Source organism: Micromonospora sp. WMMD729 (assembly GCF_049315225.1).
GTDB lineage: Bacteria > Actinomycetota > Actinomycetes > Mycobacteriales > Micromonosporaceae > Micromonospora.
This window is the reverse complement of the sequence record NZ_CP186059.1, coordinates 5,546,674-5,563,633: the sequence shown is the minus strand read 5'-3', so window position 1 is coordinate 5,563,633 and position 16,960 is coordinate 5,546,674. Positions and strand designations below refer to the sequence as shown.

General features: G+C 70.2%; 19 protein-coding genes. 15 read left to right on the top strand and 4 right to left on the bottom strand.

Annotation, left to right across the window (positions count from 1 at the left end):
* The first annotated feature begins 6 nt into the window (after positions 1-6).
* Positions 7-993 carry an ABC transporter permease gene (locus tag ACN263_RS25460; protein WP_422736823.1) on the top strand — a complete coding sequence of 329 codons (987 nt, stop codon included), beginning with the start codon at positions 7-9 and terminating at the stop codon, positions 991-993.
* Positions 994-1,140: 147 nt separating this feature from the next.
* Positions 1,141-2,883 (top strand): ABC transporter substrate-binding protein, encoded by a 1,743-nt coding sequence (locus ACN263_RS25455; RefSeq protein WP_422736822.1) that lies wholly within the window; start codon positions 1,141-1,143, stop codon positions 2,881-2,883.
* Positions 2,884-3,231: 348 nt separating this feature from the next.
* Here ACN263_RS25455 and ACN263_RS25450 read toward each other — a convergent pair whose 3' ends face one another.
* Positions 3,232-3,996: a DUF427 domain-containing protein gene (locus ACN263_RS25450; protein ID WP_422736821.1), complete on the bottom strand. Its 765-nt coding sequence runs from the start codon at positions 3,994-3,996 to the stop codon at positions 3,232-3,234.
* 230 nt (positions 3,997-4,226) lie between these two features.
* Between ACN263_RS25450 and ACN263_RS25445 the strand changes: the two genes are divergently transcribed.
* The 4 genes from ACN263_RS25445 to ACN263_RS25430 all read left to right on the top strand — a co-directional run bounded on the left by ACN263_RS25445 (position 4,227) and on the right by ACN263_RS25430 (position 6,365).
* Complete coding sequence (locus ACN263_RS25445) at positions 4,227-4,520, top strand: hypothetical protein (protein WP_422736820.1); 294 nt, start codon at positions 4,227-4,229, stop codon at positions 4,518-4,520.
* Between the two features lies 1 nt (position 4,521).
* On the top strand, positions 4,522-5,199 hold the full coding sequence (locus ACN263_RS25440) for a uridylate kinase (RefSeq protein ID WP_422736819.1): 678 nt from the start codon (positions 4,522-4,524) through the stop codon (positions 5,197-5,199).
* Positions 5,200-5,203: 4 nt separating this feature from the next.
* Complete coding sequence (locus tag ACN263_RS25435) at positions 5,204-5,761, top strand: AAA family ATPase (protein WP_422736818.1); 558 nt, start codon at positions 5,204-5,206, stop codon at positions 5,759-5,761.
* Between the two features lie 151 nt (positions 5,762-5,912).
* Positions 5,913-6,365, top strand: a complete 453-nt coding sequence (locus tag ACN263_RS25430) for an NUDIX domain-containing protein (protein ID WP_422736817.1) — start codon at positions 5,913-5,915, stop codon at positions 6,363-6,365.
* Here ACN263_RS25430 and ACN263_RS25425 read toward each other — a convergent pair.
* Positions 6,354-7,097: an XRE family transcriptional regulator gene (locus tag ACN263_RS25425; RefSeq protein WP_422736816.1), complete on the bottom strand. Its 744-nt coding sequence runs from the start codon at positions 7,095-7,097 to the stop codon at positions 6,354-6,356. The two genes, ACN263_RS25430 and ACN263_RS25425, sit on opposite strands and share 12 nt — an antisense overlap.
* A gap of 148 nt (positions 7,098-7,245) precedes the next feature.
* Here ACN263_RS25425 and ACN263_RS25420 point away from each other — a divergent pair, with 148 nt between their 5' ends.
* The 4 genes from ACN263_RS25420 (at position 7,246) to ACN263_RS25405 (ending at position 9,780) form a co-directional block, all read left to right on the top strand.
* Positions 7,246-7,410, top strand: coding sequence for a hypothetical protein (locus tag ACN263_RS25420; RefSeq protein WP_422736815.1), 165 nt, complete (start codon positions 7,246-7,248; stop codon positions 7,408-7,410).
* Entirely contained in the window at positions 7,400-8,626 is a 1,227-nt protein-coding gene (locus ACN263_RS25415; protein WP_422736814.1) for a helix-turn-helix domain-containing protein, read from the top strand. The genes ACN263_RS25420 and ACN263_RS25415 overlap by 11 nt, the downstream gene beginning before the upstream one ends.
* A gap of 39 nt (positions 8,627-8,665) precedes the next feature.
* Positions 8,666-9,307 (top strand): DUF7003 family protein, encoded by a 642-nt coding sequence (locus ACN263_RS25410; RefSeq protein WP_422736813.1) that lies wholly within the window; start codon positions 8,666-8,668, stop codon positions 9,305-9,307.
* Between the two features lie 98 nt (positions 9,308-9,405).
* Positions 9,406-9,780 carry a DUF805 domain-containing protein gene (locus tag ACN263_RS25405; protein WP_422736812.1) on the top strand — a complete coding sequence of 125 codons (375 nt, stop codon included), beginning with the start codon at positions 9,406-9,408 and terminating at the stop codon, positions 9,778-9,780.
* 63 nt (positions 9,781-9,843) lie between these two features.
* On the opposite strand, the gene ACN263_RS25400 is transcribed toward ACN263_RS25405, so the two are convergent.
* Entirely contained in the window at positions 9,844-11,988 is a 2,145-nt protein-coding gene (locus tag ACN263_RS25400) for a prolyl oligopeptidase family serine peptidase (RefSeq protein WP_422736811.1), read from the bottom strand.
* An 87-nt stretch (positions 11,989-12,075) separates the two neighbouring features.
* On the opposite strand from ACN263_RS25400, the gene mshB reads away from it, so the two are divergent.
* The 3 genes from mshB to ACN263_RS25385 all read left to right on the top strand — a co-directional run bounded on the left by mshB (position 12,076) and on the right by ACN263_RS25385 (position 14,040).
* Positions 12,076-13,041 (top strand): N-acetyl-1-D-myo-inositol-2-amino-2-deoxy-alpha-D-glucopyranoside deacetylase, encoded by a 966-nt coding sequence (mshB, locus tag ACN263_RS25395; RefSeq protein WP_422736810.1) that lies wholly within the window; start codon positions 12,076-12,078, stop codon positions 13,039-13,041.
* A gap of 17 nt (positions 13,042-13,058) precedes the next feature.
* Positions 13,059-13,496 (top strand): hypothetical protein, encoded by a 438-nt coding sequence (locus ACN263_RS25390; protein WP_422740824.1) that lies wholly within the window; start codon positions 13,059-13,061, stop codon positions 13,494-13,496.
* Positions 13,497-13,575: 79 nt separating this feature from the next.
* Entirely contained in the window at positions 13,576-14,040 is a 465-nt protein-coding gene (locus ACN263_RS25385) for a hypothetical protein (protein WP_422736809.1), read from the top strand.
* Positions 14,041-14,462: 422 nt separating this feature from the next.
* On the opposite strand, the gene ACN263_RS25380 is transcribed toward ACN263_RS25385, so the two are convergent.
* Positions 14,463-15,419 (bottom strand): GNAT family N-acetyltransferase, encoded by a 957-nt coding sequence (locus tag ACN263_RS25380; protein WP_422736808.1) that lies wholly within the window; start codon positions 15,417-15,419, stop codon positions 14,463-14,465.
* Between the two features lie 79 nt (positions 15,420-15,498).
* On the opposite strand from ACN263_RS25380, the gene fdxA reads away from it, so the two are divergent.
* Positions 15,499-15,825, top strand: a complete 327-nt coding sequence (gene fdxA, locus ACN263_RS25375; RefSeq protein WP_007464872.1) for a ferredoxin — start codon at positions 15,499-15,501, stop codon at positions 15,823-15,825.
* Positions 15,822-16,931 carry a succinyldiaminopimelate transaminase gene (dapC, locus tag ACN263_RS25370; RefSeq protein ID WP_422740823.1) on the top strand — a complete coding sequence of 370 codons (1,110 nt, stop codon included), beginning with the start codon at positions 15,822-15,824 and terminating at the stop codon, positions 16,929-16,931. The genes fdxA and dapC overlap by 4 nt, the downstream gene beginning before the upstream one ends.
* Positions 16,932-16,960: the final 29 nt, after the last annotated feature.

Sequence of the window (16,960 nt, the reverse complement as noted above, 5' to 3'; positions counted from 1 at the left end):
GTCCCCATGACGCGATTTCTGATCAAGCGGCTCTTCTCGGCGGTGCTGACCCTCTTCGCGGTGAGCGTGTTGACGTTCCTGATGTTCTTCGCCCTGCCGCGCGACCCGGTGAGCAGCATCTGCTCCAAGAACTGCAACCCGGAGCGGCTGGAGCGGGTCCGTGACGACCTGGGCCTCAACGACCCGTTGGTCAGCCAGTACGCCGGCTACATGAAGGGCATCGTCACCGGTCGGGACCTGGGCAGCGCCCAGGGTGGCCGGTGCGACGCGCCCTGCCTGGGCTGGTCGTACGTCACCAACGAGGCGGTCTCGGACACCATCGCCCGGGTACTGCCGGTGACGCTGAGCATCGTGATCCCGGCGGCCATCCTCTGGCTGCTGCTCGGCGTGGGGCTGGGCATGGTCTCGGCGTTGCGCCGGGGCACCTGGCTGGACCGGGCCGCCATCGGCTTCTCGCTGACCGGCGCGTCGTTGCAGCTCTACTTCGTGGGCGCGGTGCTGTTGCTGGTGTTCGTCTACAACCTGCGCTGGCTGCCGGTGCCGAGCTACACGTCCCTGTTCGACAATCCGGCGAAGTGGGCCAGTGGGCTGGTGCTCGCCTGGGTGGCGTTGGCCTTCCTGTTCTCGGCGATCTACGCCCGGCTGTCACGGGCGCAGATGCTGGAGACGCTCTCCGAGGACTTCGTCCGCACCGCACGGGCCAAGGGCCTGTCCAAACCCAAGGTGTACGGGCGACACGCGCTGCGCGCGGCGATCACTCCGGTGGTGACCATCGCGGGGCTGGACGTGGGTGGGGCGCTGGGCGGCACGGTGATCACCGAGACGACGTTCGGCATCCAGGGGTTGGGGCGTACGGCGGTGGACGCGGTGAAGTCCGGAGACCTGCCCACCATCATGGCCACCGTGCTGATCGCCGCCGTCTTCGTGGTGCTGGCGAACATGCTGGTGGACCTGCTGTACGCGGCCATCGACCCGCGGGTCCGGCTGCGCTGACCCGTACCGCCGTGCCGCGCGTGGCTGCTGGCGAAATTTATCGACAACTGTTACACAACTTGTAGGTTTTCTTCCTTACGATCCTCGGGACGTCGGCGGTTCCCGCCCCGACGGAACCGCTCGGCAGATGGGTGAAGGAGGTACTTCATGCGACCACGCGTGGCGGTTGCCGCAGGCGGCGCGATCGCTCTGGTTGTGGCGTTGGGTGCGTGCTCGAAGAACACCGGCGAGGGCACCACGGTGGACAACAACCGGCAGCAGACCGGGGTCATCGCGACCGACCCCAAGGACTCGCAGGGGCCGGCGGCCGAGGTGAGCGGCGCCACGAAGGGTGGCACCTTCACCATCATCCGGGAGTCGCCGATCTCCCACCTCGACCCGCAGCGGACGTACTCGTTCGCGGGCCTCATGACGAACCCGCTCTTCGCCCGATACCTGACCACCTGGAAGGACGACGGCAAGGGCGGGCTGGTCCTCGTCGGTGACCTCGCCGAGACGCCCGGCAAGAACGTCAACAACGACTGCAAGGTCTGGGAATTCACCATCAAGGACGGGGTGAAGTTCGAGGACGGCCGGCCGATCACCGCCAAGGAGATCGCGTACGGCATCGCCCGCTCCTTCGACCCCGACCTCTCCGGTGGCCCGACCTACATCCAGGAGTGGCTGGCCGACACCCCGCAGTTCGACACCAAGTGGGACTTCAAGAAGAACAAGACGTCCCTGCCGCCCGGCCTGACCGCGCCGGACGCGAAGACGCTGCGGTTCGAGTTCGCCAAGCCGCGCTGTGACCTGCCGTTCGCCGCGTCGCTGCCGACCACCGCGCCGCTGCCCCCGGACAAGGACACCGGCATCGACCTGGACAAGCAGCCGTTCTCGTCCGGCCCCTACAAGGTCGCCAAGAACCAGGTCGGCGTGCAGATCACGCTCGACCGCAACCCGAACTGGGACCCGAACACCGACCCGGTCCGGCACCAGTACCCGGACCAGTTCGTCTGGAGCTTCGGCCCGACCGCGGACGCCGCCAACAACCGGGTGATCGCGGACAACGGCGCCGACCAGAGCGCGCTCGCCTTCAACGCCGTACCCGCCTCGCTGGTCGCCAAGGTGGCCGGGGACGCGGCGCTGAAGTCGCGCAGCATCCTCTCGCCGACGCCGAGCGCCAACCAACTCGTCATCAACAACCAGCGGGTCAAGGACCTCAAGATCCGCCAGGCGCTCAACTACGCCATCGACCGCGAGGGCATGGTCAAGGCGCTCGGCGGCCAGAACGTCGCCGCCCCGCTGACCACGCTGATGCCGCCGGCCACGATCGGCTACAAGGCGTACGAGGCGTACCCGGCGGGCCCCAACGGCGACGTCGCCAAGGCCAAGGAGCTGCTCGGCGGGCAGACGCCGGAGCTGGTCCTCGGTGTCGCCGACAACTCGACCGAGCAGCAGCAGGGCGCTCAGCTCAAGGCCAACCTGGAGCGTGCCGGCTTCAAGATCACGCTGCGGAACATCTCGGACGACGCGAAGCTCGACGAGATCAAGAAGAAGGACAACCCGTGGGACCTGTACATCGGTAACTGGGCGGCGGACTGGCCGAGCGGCGCGGCGATCCTGCCGGTGCTGTACGACGGCCGCAGCATCAAGGCCGAGGGGAACAGCAACCAGTCCTACTTCAACGACCCGACGATCAACGCCGAGATGGACCGGATCCTGGCGCTCGCCCCGTCCGAGCAGGGCCCGGAGTGGGCCAAGCTGGACGAGCGGATCATGAAGGAGCACGCGCCCGTGGTGCCGATGTACGTCGACGTGGCCTACCACGTGCACGGCTCCAAGGCCGGCGGCGTCTTCGTCTCCAGCGTCTTCGGCTACCCGGCGTTCGTCAACGCGTACGTCAAGCCGTAGGTCGTCGTACCGCAGGCAGGGCCCCTCTCGACAGCGTCGTCGGGAGGGGCCCTCTGCCGTCTCGCCGCCTTGATCGACTCAATTCTCAGAAGACCGGGGTGTCGCGGCCGCCCCGACAGCCCACCTTCCTGAAACCCGAGTTGAGCATCCACGAGTCCTGTCGTAGCGGTGGAGGCATCGCGGAAGCTCGACTCCCACGAACCGTATTGACGTCCAGGCCATCCGCCGGCCTGTGGGTTCCACCAGAAGCTGGATGGTGTCCGGCAGGACCGTCGGGGATCGCGGCGAAGCCGAGGAGGAGAACCGGTAGGCCGGTAACGACCTCCAAGGCGCGGGCGTGCGGTTGGTTCAGTGGAAGGGCGTTTTCGGCCGGCTCAGTTGCTCGCCGTCGACGAAGAGATCGACTTTTTCGTTGTAGAAGGCGATCAGGCCGGCGATCGGCAGGAGTGCGGCGGTCGGGAAGTTGTACGACCAGGCCAGGTCCGGGTGGGTCTGGTCATCGAGACGGATGGACCAGTAGTCGCTGGTCCGCCCCTTGTACGGGCAGCCGGTCCTCGTCTCCGACGCCACGAGGTGTCTGAAGTTCACGTCGGTCCGGTTGAGGTAGTAGCGGGGCGGTAGACCGGTCTCGAAGACCACAACGGGCGATGTCGACTCGGCCAGGACGACCCCTTCCAGTTCCACCCTGACGCTGCGGGTGGAACGCACCGCGTCCACCCGCGCGAACGGGTTGCGGGGGTGCACGAAGACCTCTTCGTCCTCCTCGAACCAGGCATCCATGGCTGCCCAGTCGAACCGGATCGTGTTCGCCAACCCAGCCAGCGCATCGTCTCCGTACAACCGCCCGCACGAAGGACGGATCGTCTCGCCAACCTGCAGCCCGTGCAGCCGCGCGGTCCCGCGCCGGGAAGCCTCGGTGCCCTGGCCCTCGATCAACAGGTTGCGATCCAGGTCGTCAACGGGGATGTAGTACTGCGGGAAGAACGGCCATTCCCACACGTACAACGCCCGCGTGGTGTCCAGTACCTGCTCGCCGCCGAGGAAGGCTCGGATCCGGCGAGGCACCGGCTCAATGTGGTCGACCGGGACGATCATCTTCGGGTAATCCGACACGTTGTCCTCCCGTGCGGTGACGGCCGGCTCGGGCAGGTGCCGGTTCAACGATCAGGGCGGCCCCCGCGTTGTCACATGCGTTTGTTGCAGAGACCGTAACCGATGTCGCAGTTCGTGACGAGCCCTTCGCGGCGGAGGTTGTGTGGCGCCGTCGTACCGCAGGCAGGGCCCCTTTCGACAGCGTCGTCGGGGGCACTGCGGTTTGGGTCGTTTCGCGGGAAGATGGCCAGGTGAAGCCGATCTACCCGGATGACGGCGGCGTCGACCCGGACGCCGTACCCGGCCTGCGCCCGGTACCCACGGACGACGCCACGTCGGTCACCGTCGACGTCGACGGAGAGACGTTCGCCCTGCGCCCGAACGAGTGCGACGGCACCGACTACACCTGGCTCAGCGGGCCGAACCCCGGCTACGGATTCGGCGTCGGCCCGACTGCCGGCCTGTCGCTGGACGAGCACAAGGAGAACATCCGGGACTTCCTGGCCATGGTCGATCCGACCACCGGGCGCATCGAGGACGACTGACATGAGGCCGGGGCCGCGTCGCGCGGAGCTGCTCGGCCGTCTCGCCGAGGCGGTCGGCGCCGTTGATGTCGCACACCCGGTACGGGTCGCCGTTGACGGTCCACCAGCGAGCGGCAAGACCACCCTCGCCGACGAACTCGCCGTCGTTCTGCGACGTCAGGGCCGTTACGTCATCCGCGCGACGGTCGACGATTTCCTCTTTCCTCGGACGCGTCGCTATCCGCGCGGCGAGTACTCGGCCGAAGGCTGCTATTTCGACTCCCACGACTGGGCCGCGCTGAACCGGGTGCTGCTCGATCCTCTCGGACCGGGCGGCGGTCGGGGCTTCCAACCCGCGGTGTACGACCGCGCCACGGATGCCGTGCTGTCTCCGCCGGCCATGACGGCACCCGCCGACGCCGTGCTGGTGTTCGACGGCGTCTTCCTCATGCGCCCGGAAGTGGTCGATCAGTGGGAGCTGCGCATTCTCGTGGCCACCGCGATCGAGACGACGGTGGACCGTGCCGTGATCCGCGAGCGGACGGTGTCGTCCCGGGCCGATGTCGAACGGCGCTGGCGGGACCGTTACGTCCCCGCCCAGCAACTCTACTTCGACACCGTGCGCCCGACCGATCACGTCGACTTCGTCGTGCACAATGACGAGCCGCAGAAGCCGGTCTGGGAGACCCGGGCACGCTGACCGAATGGGAGCCGTGATGACGCGACCGACACTGTTCCTGACGGTGGGGCTCCCGTGTACCGGAAAGACCACTGCCGCGCGGCGGATCGAGGTCGAGCAGAAGGCGCTTCGTCTGACCAAGGACGAGTGGATGAAGGCCCTCTACGGTGCCGAGAATCCGCCTGCGGCCTCGGACGTGATCGAGGGGCGGCTCATCGCGATCGGGCTGCGCGCCCTCGACCTCGGCAACAATGTGGTGATCGACTTTGGCCTCTGGAGTCGGGACGAGCGTTCCGCTCTGCGGCAGGCCGCGGCCGACCTCGGCGCGCGGGTGGAACTGTGCTACTTCGAACTCGCCCCGGCCGAGCAGCGCGAACGGCTCGACCAGCGCCAGGCGGACGCGCCCCACACGACGTGGCCGATGTCCGACGAGGAACTCGCCGAGTGGGCCGCCCGCATGGACGTCCCGACGCCAGGCGAGCTCGACGGCTCCGAACCCGTCGACGACCCGCCGGCCGGTTTCGTGACCTGGAACGACTGGCGCGCCGAGCGCTGGCCGCCAACCCGCCGCGACCTCCCCTGATCGCCGCGGTGCTGCGTGCTGCGCCCCGCAGGCAGCAACAACCCTGATGGTGCTGCGTGCCGAGCCTCTGAGGCAGCAACAACCCTGATGTTGTGACGATCTTGAGCGGTCGTGCCCACCACTGAGCCGCCACAGGTGGCACGATGCGGCCGTGTCGAACACCGTCGAAAGCTCTGCCAAGGCCCGCATCGTCACCGGTCTGCTGCGCGACGGCGACCGGGTGCTGCTGTGTCACCGATCCCCGCAGCGTCGGTGGTACCCCGACGTCTGGGACATGCCCGGTGGACATGTGGAGGCCGGGGAACTACCGGGCGAGGCGCTTGCCCGGGAGTTGCGGGAGGAGGTGGGCGTCGACATCACGGCGCCCTCGAGGCCGCCCGTGCACGAGGTGCATACCGACACGTTCGACATGCAGATCTGGCTGATCGAAGCGTGGACGGGGTCCCCGGTCAACGCCGCCCCGGACGAACACGATGCCATCGGCTGGTTCACCGAAGACGAGCTTGGCGGCCTGTCCCTGGCCCACGACAGCTACCTCGCCCTGTTCACCAGAGCTCTTGCCGACCACCGAGCCCGACCCAAGGGACAAGCCCTATTCGGGTGACGTGTTGTAGCGGTCGAGCGTCGCCTTGGACGTGGAGGCATCGCGGAATGTCAGCTCCCATGGACCGGTGTTGACGTCCATGTCTTTGCCGAACCCGACCCATTTTCCGGCCATCCGCCGGCCTGTCGGCTCTACCAGAAGCTGAATCGCGCCGTGGTAGCGGGCTCCACGGTAGTAGCCGGCGGGATCCGTCTGCTCCACCCACGTCCCGGTGACCACGGCACCGTCCACGGTGAGGTCCAGCGACAGTGACGATGCCGCCGAGCCAGGCAGACTGCGCACGGTCAGGCGGTCGCCGTGCTGGAGTACGACAACGAAATGCTGGCCGGCGAATGATTCGCTGCGGCCGCTGGAGTGGTACTGGTAGCGACTGAGCCACACCCCCTCGTAGGACTTGTGGACCATGCGTGGCTTGGGCGTCGGGGTGGCCAGGGTGGACATGGGAGAGGTCAGGTCGTGGCCACCCTGTTGGTCGCTCGCGGCATGGCCGTCGGGGATCGCAGCGAAGCCCAGTAGGGAGACCGGTAGGCCGGTAACGACCTCCAACGCGCGGGCGTACACGGGCCGGGGTGCGGCGATCACGCCGGCCTCCCAGCGTTGGACGAGCCTCTTGTTGGCGTCGTTGGGCTCGCCGATGCGGAGGCCAGCGGCTTGGAGCGCGCGGGCGAAGTCGTCCTGGCTCATGCGCATCCCGATGCGGACCGAGCGCAAGGCGGTGTTCGGGGCGTTCATGTTCGCCACGATAACTCTAGGTCGCCTAAATGTCGCCCCTCATGTATCCCTTATGTCATTTCCTGTGCCGTCGCATCCGGCGACTAATCGGCGTCATCGTGGTCATTGACGACGGCAGGTATGCCGATGCGCCAGCAGCGAGGTGATGATGTCCAAGCGCGACGACCAGATGCCCAACACGGGCGAGCAGATCGACGCCGCCGAACGAGAGGCGGCCAAGCGTCGGTTGCTCGAGCAGGCCGAGTCGGAGCGGATACCGGTGGAAGAGACGACTCGGGTGGTGCCGGATCGGCGGTGGCGTCGTGGGCGGTGATCCGGTTTCCATCGGTCGGCGGGTCGCGTACCTGCGGGTTCGGCGGAGGTTGTCGCAGCAGTCGTTCGCCGATCGGTTAGGTAAGTCGAAGAGCTGGGTGGACAAGGTTGAGCGAGGGGTTCGCTCGCTGGAGCGGGTGTCGACCATCCGGGAGGTCGCGGCGGTGCTGCGGGTCGATCCCGCCGCGCTGCTCGGGCGGGATGCGCAGCCCGCTGGGGTGGCCGAGTGCCGCGAGGGCGTTGCGCGGATCCGGGCAGCGCTGTCCGCGTACCCCATGGCCGTCCGTCGCCCGACCGACCAGCCGGTGATGTCGCCGGAGCGGTTGGCGCGGGAGGTATGGCAGGCGTGGATGACCTACCAGTACGCCCGGTACCCGCGTCTGGTCGAACTGCTGCCCGCGTTGGTCACCGAGGTTCATCGCGTTGACACGCAGGAGCCGGCGGCTGGACGGGAAGCAGTGGTGGAGGTCTACCGGGTGACAGCGGCGCTGTTGGTCAAGCTGGGCGAGGAGAATCTGGCGTGGTTGGCCGCTGATCGGGCGATGTCCGCCGCTGCCGGTGACAAGGTGTTGCTGGCCTGCGCGGCGGTGCAGCTTGGTCAGGTGCTGCGACCATCGGCGGGCACCAGAATGGTGTTGCTGGCTGCCGCCGCCCAGATCACCCCGGAAACGCCCCAGGAATTGTCGCTGTGCGGATCGCTGCTCGTACAAGCTGCCCTGACGGCGGCCGTGGCGGGTGATGACCGGGCGAGCACTGACCTGCTGGCCGAGGCCGCCGAGCTGGCCGCTCGGGTAGGTGATGGACGCGACCATCACCGGACGGCGTTCGGGCCGACGGCTGTCGAGCTGGCGCGGGTCATCGCAGCGGTGGAGTTGGGCGACGGGCCGCAGGCGGTCGCTCGGCATCGAAAGGCGATCGAGCGGGACGGCTGGCGGTGGTTGCCGGTGGAACATCGCGCCGCACACCTCATCGACGCGGCGCGTGGCTACCTCCATATCAACGACCCTGGCAATGCGGCCCGGCTTCTGGTGCGGGCCGACAGCATCGCGCCCGCCGAGATCCGCCACCGCCCGTGGGCAGGAACGTCGTCGCCCAGGCCGCCCGCCACCCGGACGCCCCACCCACGATCACCCAGCTCGCCATCCACCTCGGGGGGCTGTAAGCATGGCGGTCCACCCCGGATGGGGTCGGGCTCCAGCGGGCTGGCGTACTGGTGACCGCTCCCGTTGCCGCTTGACGCACTACAGTGCTCGGCTGTGCGCCCGGCCGACATCCTCGATCAACTCGACGCCGCAGTCGAGGACTTCCGCTTCCCGGACCTCGACAACGGCTACTCCTACGCCGTTGACGCCCGACTGCACGGATATCGGGATGCCGGGCGATGGGCGCTCGTCGTCGAGACAATCGGCTACTCGCCACGGGCCGGCAACCTCACCGACGTGCTCCACGTGTTCGGCAACTGCCTGAACAGCGGCGAACCTGGCACCGACAACGGCGACTTCCTCGACCGGGTCGACAACTGGGACGAGATGGAGGACCCGGACGAGCCGGAGACGTACCGGGGAGGCCCCGTGGTGCTTCGCGGTCGGGACATCGGCGTTGCCGGCGAGTCAGGTGAGGATCTGGTCGACGTGCTGCGTCGGCTTGTCCCGCGTCATCGCGAGCTTCTCCTGGCGGACGAACGGGAACTGCGCCGCCGAATCCCCGTCGACCTGCCCGAGGTCCTGCGGCTGGACGAATGGCACCACCCTGACCTGGCCGGCGGCGCCCGTCCAAGTCAGTCCGAGACGTTTCGCCAGATCGCCGATGTCCTGGCGACCGGCGATCTCGCGCTCTACGCGCCCGAAGCGAAGCCGAACACACACTGGTCCCACTGGCCGGAGTCGGGGAGCCTGTAATCGCCGATCACCGCCGATGGTCAGGCGCTTGACCGTTTGACATTGATTCGCTTGGCTACCCTCGCGCTTGAGACCCCCCTCAAGAGCGGGAGACAGCCATGTCCTTCGGTACCGCCGTGAAATCGGTCCTCAGTCAGTACGTCGGCTTCACAGGTCGAGCCCGCCGCTCTGAGTACTGGTGGTTCTTTCTGTTCACCGTCCTTGTCAGTATCGTCGCCTCCGTCCTGGACAACGCACTGGGACTGACCTTTGCCGACGATTCGTCAAACGGTTTCATCGGTCTTGTCGTCTCCCTGGCGCTGCTGCTGCCGACGCTGGCTGTCGCGGTGCGACGCCTGCACGACACCGACAAGACGGGGTGGTGGCTGCTGATCGGCCTCGTGCCGATCGTGGGGGCCATTGTCCTGATCGTGTTCTTCGTCCAGGACGGCACGCCCGGGGCGAACCGGTTCGGTCCCAGCCCCAAGCACTGACCTGTCCGCACCCCTGAAAACCCCCGTTCCGGCAGCGCCGCTGGAACGGGGGACGCCTCCGTTTCAGCCCAGGTGCGTACGTAGGAATTCCAGTTCCAACGGGAGCAGCCGCTCGGCGGTGCCGTTCGCGGCCATGTGGGTGGCGCCGGTCAGCGGCAGCACGGCGTGCGGCCGGCCGGTCGACAACAGCGCCGCCGACAGCCGCAGCGTGTGCGCGGCCACCACGTTGTCGTCGGCCAGGCCGTGTACCAGCAGCAGCGGACGGGCCTGGTCCGGGCCGGTGACCGGCTCGGCGGCCAACTCGATGAGCGAGTGGTGCGCGTACACGTCCATGCCGTCCTCCGGCAGGCCGAGATACCGCTCGGTGTACGCGGTGTCGTACAGCGCCCAGTCGGTGACCGGGGCACCCGCGATGCCGCACTTGAAGAGTTCCGGATGGCGCAGCACGGCCAGTCCGGCCAGCCACCCGCCGAACGACCAGCCGCGGACGGCCACCCGGCCGAGGTCCAGGTCCGGGTGCTTGCCCGCGAGCGCGGTCAACGCGTCGATCTGGTCGGTCAGGATCACGTCCGCCAGTCGCCGGTGGATCGCCTTCTCGAACGAGGGGGCCACTCCCGGCGTACCCCGGTTGTCGATGGTGACCACCGCGAACCCGGCGTCGGCCCACCATTGCCGCTCCAACCACGCGGCCCGCGCCGCCACCACCTCCTGGTGGCCCGGCCCGCCGTAGATGTCCAGCAGCACCGGCAGCCGCCGGCCCGTCACATGGTTGTCCGGGTAGAGCACCGCCGCCGGCAGCCGCCGGTCGGTCACCCGTTCCAGCAGCGGCAGCGGAGAGTACGGCGGCTCGGCGGCCAACGACCGCAGCTCGGTGAGTTCCTGGCCGCCGCGCGACACGGTCCAGCGCACCCCGGCGTGGTCCAGCGACGCAGTCCCGACCACCAGCACGTCCCCGCCGACGGCCGCTGTGTGCCAGCCCGAGTCGGTGGTGAGCCGCCGGGCGTCCACCCCGCCGCCGATCGTGGTACGGACCCGGAACAGGTGCCGCTCGCTGGGCTCGCCGTCGCTCGCCTCCACCAGCAGGTCGGCGGGACCGCTGACGGTCGGCAGCCGACCGACCACCCGCCGCACGTAGAGCGAGGGTGGGGTGAGCAGCGTGCCGTCGGCGAACAGGCACCGCGCGTCGTACCCGTCATGGGCCAGCTCGCCGCCGACAAGCACCCGGCCGTCGGGCAGGTGCGCCGGGGTGCCGGCGATCGGCTCCACCCAACGCGGGTCGGCCAGCTCGGCGTGCACCTGCGTCTCGCCGGTGCGCGGGTCCACTGCGAGGACCAGGCCGTGCTGCTGCGAGCGGCGCAGCACGGTGATCAGCGGACTGCCCTCGGCCCAGCTCACCCCGGTCAGGTACGGGTAGGTCTCGCGGTCCCAGTGCACGTCGACCCAACCGTCGTCGAGGTCCAGCAGGTGCAGGCTCACCTCGGCGTTCGGACCGCCGGCCCGGGGGTACGCAACGGCGGTCGGCGGGCTGCCCGGCTCGGCCGGGTCGTGCAGGTGCCAGCGGTCCAGCCGCGACTCGTCCACCCGGGCGGCGAGCACCGTACGCCCGTCCGGCGCCCACCAGTAGCCCCGGTACCGGCCGAACTCCTCGGCCGCGATGTGCTCGGCCAACCCCCAGCTCACGCCCGCGTCCTCGCCGGCCAGCAGGGTGTCGGTGCCGTCCGCCTCGATGACCCGCAGCTCACCCCGGCGCACGCCGTCGGCCGCGTCGGTCACGTACGCCAGGCGTTCGCCGGTCGGGTCCGGCCGTGGGTCGAGCACCGGGCCGACCGTGGCCACCTCCACCACGTCGCCGTGCACCAGGTCGGCGCGGAACAGGCGGCCGGCCAGGGCGAACACGGCCACCCGGCCGGCGGCGTCAAGCGCGTACGAGCCGATGCCGGCGGCGCTGAGCCGGAGCCGTTCCCGCAGCGCCCGCTCACCGGGGCTGAGCGCCCGCACGTCGCCTTCGTCGCCCAACAGCGCCGCCGGGTCGGCCACCAGTTGTTCCTCGCCGGTCGCCACGTTCAGCAGCCAGAGTGCGTCCGCCGGATCCTCCGGGCCGGCCGAGCGCAGGAAGATCACCCGGGAGCCGTCTGCGGCCACGGAGACAGCCCGTGGCGCGCCGTGGCTGAACCGGCGGGTACGGGCGGCCAGCTCCGGAAAGTCCACAGGCCAAATCGTAGAGCCGCGCCGGGCCTGATGTGGCCGACCTGGGCGGACGCGTCCAACGACTCCCGGGGCGGGCCGCCGGTTAGAGTGACCGTCGTGACGACGCTGCCCAACCGCCGCCTGCTGCTGGTCCACGCGCACCCCGACGACGAGTCGATCGGCACCGGCTCGACGATGGCCCACTACGCCGCCGCCGGCGCGCACGTCACGTTGGTGACCTGCACGCTCGGCGAGGAGGGCGAGATCCACGTACCGGCGCTCGCGCAGCTCGCCGCCGCCGAGGCCGACCAGCTCGGCGGGTACCGGATCGCGGAGCTGGCCGCCGCCTGCGCGGCGCTCGGCGTCGCCGACCACCGCTTCCTCGGCGGCGCCGGTCGCTACCGCGACTCGGGGATGATGGGCCTCGCGACGAACGAGCACCCCCGGGCCTTCTGGCAGGCCGACCTCGACGAGGCCGCCGGGCACCTGGTGGAGATCATGCGGGAGGTACGCCCGCAGGTGCTGATCACGTACGACCCGAACGGCTTCTACGGCCACCCCGACCACATCCAGGCGCACCGGGTGGCGATGCGCGCCGTCGAGCTGGCCGCCGCCGAGGGCTGCGCCCCGGCCAAGGTCTACTGGACGGCCATGCCGCTCAGCGTGCTGGAGGCCGGCATGTCGCACTTCGCGGAATCCTCGGACAATCCGTTTGCCGGCATCCAGGACCTGGCCGAGCTGCCCTTCGGTACCCCGGACGAGCAGATCGCCGCCCGCATCGACGGCACCGACCAGCACGCGGCCAAGGAGGCGGCGATGCGGGCGCACGCCACCCAGATCCCGGCCTCCTCGTGGCTCTACTCGATCGCCGGTAACTTCGGTGGCGAGTTCATGGGCGTGGAGTTCTTCACCCTCGCCGTCGGCACGAAGGGCCCGGGCTTCGGCCCGTACGGCTGGGAGGACGACCTCTTCGCCGGGCTGCCCTCGGCCGGCGCCCAGGGGTCCTCGGCCGCAGCGGACGGTCCCTCGCCGGGCACGGACCGCTCCCCGGTCGCGGCGGCCGGTCTCCGGTGACGTTGCCCGCCGCGCCGATGTCGGTCGTGAACGACCAGGACGCCCCGCCCCCGGCGGGGCCGCCGCCGCGACTGCTGGACCTGGGCCTGCGGGTGGCCGGCGCGATCGTGGTGGTGGTGGCCGGCGTGGTGACCGGGGTGTTGGAGCTGCTGCTCGCCACCCTCCGGGTCGGCGGACAGCTCATCGGCGTCTCCGCGCTGCTCGCCGTCGGCGCGAACATCCTGCTGAGCTGGTTCGCGCACGAGGTGGTCGGCCGACGCTGGGCGGTGGCGCTGCCGGCGGTGCCGTGGTTCGCCCTGATGGCGGTGGCGGCCATCCGCACCACCGAGGGCGACCTGCTGCTGGCCGGCGACAACTGGGTCGGCCTGGCGATGATCGTGGCCGGCGCGATGACGTTCGCGGTGATGGGCTTCCGGCAGATCCTCGCCCCACCGGCGACGCTCGGCGGCTGGTGACGTCACACAGGTCCGAGTGGTAGATATTCCTGCCAGGGAAGCGGCCCCGCGGCAGGGGCGTACGGCAGGAGGTCGTGCGATGGACAGACGGTGGCGGACCATCGGGGTGCTCGCGGGAGGACTCTTCGCGGTCAACGTGGTCGCCCGCCTCATCACCCGGTTCGGTTTCGACAGCGACGACGCTGCGGCCGACCGGGTCTCGCTGGCGATGTTCGTGGTGATCGGGCTGACCCTGGCCGTGGTCGCGTTCCGTTGGGGACGCGTCCGGCCGCTGGCCGTCTGGGCGGGTGACGTGACCATCGCGGTGGTGCTCGCCATGGCCCTGACCGTGCTGGTCGGGCCGCTGGTCGTCGCGCACAACCCCTTCGCCGGCGGCGCGGGCACGTTCTTCGCCCAGATCTGGCTCTACCTGCTGGCCACCGGCCTCGGGACGCTGGGCGGTTACCTGGTGGCGACGGCCCTCGGTCTCGACTACCGCTCGCAGCAGCTCAAGCGCTACGCGGAGGTCAAGGCCGCCAAGCCCCGCCGAGTCGTCCGCCGCTGACCCCCGCCCGCGCGGAGCCGGAACCCCGCGCGGAGCCGGAACCCCGCGCGGAGCCAGAGCCCCGCGCCGAGCCGGAACCTCGCGCCGAGCCGGAACCTCGCGCCGAGCCAGAACCTCGCGCCGATCTTGCACTTTCGGTCGCCGACTTGGGCAGGTCTGCCCTTTTCGTCGCCGCAGAAAGTGCAAGATCGGCGGAGCGAGGAGTCAGCCCTGCGCGAGCCAGCCCCACGCCGAGCCAGAACCTCGCGCCGAGCCAAACTCCCCGCCGATCTTGCACTTTCGGTCGCCGACATGGGCAGATATGCCCTCTTCGTCGCCACAGAAAGTGCAAGATCGGCGGGGCGAGGGCGCGGCGGGGCGAGGGCGAGGGCGCGGCGGGGCGAGGGCGAGGGCGGGGCGAGGGCGGGGCGAGGGCGGGTGGCTTAGTGCGGGGCTACTCGGGTTAGGTAGGTGTGGTGGGTGGTGAAGCCCAGGGATTGGTAGAGCGCGAGGGCGGGCGTGTTGCGTTGCTCCACCTGGAGGAACGCGCGGGTCGCACCGGCCGAGCCGCCCCAGGCGGCCAGCTCGCCGATCACGCGCCGGGCCAGTCCCTGCCGGCGGGCGGGCGGCAGCACCTCGATCAGGCTGAGGCCCAACCAGCGGCCCTCGCCGGTCACCGTGCCCCGGCCGATAGCCACCAGCGTGCGGTCGACGTACGCGTGGGCGAAGCGGACCTGGCCCACCGCGGTCAGCACGTGCCGGGCGGCATCCGGTAGCCCGCCCTTGCGGCCGGCCGCGATGGCGAGCCAGTCCCCGCTCGGCGCGGCCACCACCTCGACGACGGCAGCGTCCGGCCCGCCGAGCCCGGCGGCGGCGAGGGGCAGCGGGGCGGTCTGGACGAGGGTCGGTGGGCGGGTGGTCCAGCCGCGCTCGTCCAGCTCGGCGCCGACCGGCGCGGCGAGCGGCAGCGGCGTGTTGATGATCGCGGGCTGACCCCGCTCGGCGTACCAGCGTTCGACCGCGTCGACGGCCGCCGGCAGCGGTCGGTCGGGATCGCCGACCGGCAGCGCCGAATTGGCCCGGCCGGTCCAACCCTCGGCCGAGCGCAGCAGCCAGTCGCCGAGCCGACCGCGGGTCGGGGCGGGCCACGCCTCGTCGGCGGCCCGCTCGAGCGCCACCACCGCCGCGGCCGTCGGCCGGCGGGTCGGCGGTACCCGCTTGGCACGGTGCACCTGCGCCACCGGGACGCGGAGCGGGCCCTGCGCCGTGGCGAGAGTGAGATGGGTCTCGCTCAGCTCGACCAACTCGCCGAGGGCGTCGGAGAACAGCGGTCGGCCTTCGCGAATCCCCACAATCCGGCGGACTACGATCCGATGTCCCACATCCTGCTGTCGGAGCACGATCGACCCCCTCCCCGGCGAGATACTAGGCTCTTACCGTCGCGGGAGATCGCGGCGCGTCTTGCGGAGGAGAAGACCGGTGACCTACATCATCGCCGAGCCGTGCGTGGATGTGCTCGACAAGGCATGCATCGAGGAATGCCCGGTCGACTGCATTTACGAGGGCAACCGGATGCTCTACATCCACCCCGACGAGTGCGTCGACTGTGGTGCCTGTGAGCCCGTCTGCCCCGTGGAGGCGATCTTCTACGAGGACGACGTCCCGGAGCAGTGGAAGGACTACACCGGCGCGAACTACGAGTTCTTCGAGGACCTGGGCTCGCCCGGGGGCGCCTCGAAGATCGGCAAGGTGGAGAAGGACGCCACCTTCGTCGCCGCGCAGCCGCCCCGCGGCGAGGGCCACTGAACCGGCCCGCGCCGGTCTCGGCACGGCTGCCCGAGTTCACCTGGGACACCCTGGACGCCGCGGCCACGTTGGCCGCGGCGCATCCGGATGGCCTGATCAACCTCTCCATGGGCACACCGGTCGACCCGGTCCCGGCGGTGATCCGGCAGGCGTTGGCCGACGCGTCCGACGCCCCGGGCTACCCGATGACCGCCGGTACCCCGGCGCTGCGCGACGCCATCGCCGTGTGGGTGGCCCGGGCCTGTGGCGCGGGCGTCGACGGTCTCGGCGTGCTGCCGACCATCGGCTCCAAGGAGTTGGTCGCCTGGCTGCCCACCCTGCTCGGCATCGGCCCCGGCGACGTGGTGGTCGTGCCGTCGATCGCGTACCCGACGTACGAGGACGGTGCCCGGCTGGCCGGCGCGATCGTGGTCCGCGCCGACTCGCTCACCTCGGTCGGGCCGACCTCACGGGTCCGGTTGGTCTGGGTCAACTCGCCCGGTAACCCGACCGGCCGGGTGCTGCCCGCGGCGCACCTGCGCAAGGTTGTCGACTGGGCCCGGGAACGCGGCGCGGTGGTCGCCAGCGACGAGTGCTACCTGCCGCTGGGCTGGTCGGCCGAGCCGGTGTCGGTGCTGTCTCCGCAGGTCTGCGGTGGCGACTACACCGGCGTGCTCGCCGTGCACTCGCTCTCCAAGCGGTCCAACCTCGCCGGGTACCGGGCCGGGTTCGTGGCCGGCGATCCGGCCCTCGTCGCCGAGCTGCTGAAGATCCGCAAGCACGCCGGCATGATCGTGCCCGCGCCGGTGCAGGCCGCGATGGTGGCCGCCCTGCGGGACGAGGGCCACGCCGTCGAGCAGCGGGAGCGTTACCGCGCCCGGCGTGAGGTGTTGAGCGCGGCGTTCACCGAGGCCGGTTTCACGATCGAGCACTCGGAGGCGGGCCTCTACCTCTGGCTCACCCGGGACGAGGACTGCTGGCAGACCGTCGACTGGCTGGCCCGGCGCGGCATCCTGGTCGCGGCCGGTGTCTTCTACGGTCCCGCCGCCCAGCGGTACGTGCGGGTGGCGCTGACCGAGTCCGACGAGCACGTCGCCGCGGTCGCGGCACGCCTCGCCGAAGCCTGACCGCGCTCCGGGCGGCCGACCCCGTGCGG

Excerpts from the sequence above, each read along its gene's own strand:
- ACN263_RS25460 (WP_422736823.1), top strand. The coding sequence starts at position 7 with ATGACGCGATTTCTGATCAAGCGGCTCTTCTCGGCGGTGCTGACCCTC.
- ACN263_RS25455 (WP_422736822.1), top strand. The coding sequence starts at position 1,141 with ATGCGACCACGCGTGGCGGTTGCCGCAGGCGGCGCGATCGCTCTGGTT.
- ACN263_RS25440 (WP_422736819.1), top strand. The coding sequence starts at position 4,522 with ATGAGGCCGGGGCCGCGTCGCGCGGAGCTGCTCGGCCGTCTCGCCGAG.
- ACN263_RS25435 (WP_422736818.1), top strand. The coding sequence starts at position 5,204 with ATGGGAGCCGTGATGACGCGACCGACACTGTTCCTGACGGTGGGGCTC.
- ACN263_RS25425 (WP_422736816.1), bottom strand. The coding sequence starts at position 7,097 with ATGAACGCCCCGAACACCGCCTTGCGCTCGGTCCGCATCGGGATGCGC.
- ACN263_RS25420 (WP_422736815.1), top strand. The coding sequence starts at position 7,246 with ATGTCCAAGCGCGACGACCAGATGCCCAACACGGGCGAGCAGATCGAC.
- ACN263_RS25405 (WP_422736812.1), top strand. The coding sequence starts at position 9,406 with ATGTCCTTCGGTACCGCCGTGAAATCGGTCCTCAGTCAGTACGTCGGC.
- ACN263_RS25390 (WP_422740824.1), top strand. The coding sequence starts at position 13,059 with ATGTCGGTCGTGAACGACCAGGACGCCCCGCCCCCGGCGGGGCCGCCG.
- ACN263_RS25385 (WP_422736809.1), top strand. The coding sequence starts at position 13,576 with ATGGACAGACGGTGGCGGACCATCGGGGTGCTCGCGGGAGGACTCTTC.